This window comes from Vibrio sp. 704 (genome assembly GCF_033339295.1).
Genome location: NZ_JAWOUH010000814.1, coordinates 1 through 565 on the forward strand (window position 1 = coordinate 1; position 565 = coordinate 565).

A 565-nucleotide genomic window follows, 5' to 3' on the forward strand; every position below is an offset into this window, starting at 1 on the left:
GGCTTTAGTTGGGTCATCTTCGAACGTGTGACTCGACCAATCAACGCCACTGCCGATGCGGCTCAACACCTAGCAAATGGCGATTGGGATAGCTCAATGCCCCAACCTGGCCGTGTGTACGAAACGACCGTGCTCGCAAAAGCCTTTAATGAAATGGCCAGCAACCTCAAAGCCTCATTTAAGGCGCTGCGCGATCAGCTAGTGTATGACTCATTAACTCGACTCTACAGCCGCCAAGGATTAATCGAAATCTGCGAAAACAAACCCAATTTGTGTCACGGTAGTTTGTTCTTATTGGGGATCAACAAATTTAGAGATATCAACGACAGCGTGGGACACCACAATGGTGATCAGCTGTTGGTTAGCATCGCAGAAAGGCTGAAGCAACAATTCCCAGACAACACCATGCTGGCCCGAATTGGTGGCGATGAGTTCGCTCTGTTTATGCCAGATATGGATAAAGACGAAGACATCCGTTTAACAGAACGTCGCCTACAACAACTGTTCGCAGCACCATTTATGGTTGAAGGTGAAAGCGTGGTGATGAAGATCTCACTAGGGATTG

At 48.1% G+C, this 565-nt stretch carries 1 protein-coding gene; it reads left to right on the forward strand.

Features of this window, described 5'->3' with window-relative positions; genetic code table 11:
- Positions 1–565: GGDEF domain-containing protein (locus R7R24_RS29285; protein ID WP_318120532.1), on the forward strand; the 565-nt coding region annotated here is incomplete at both ends.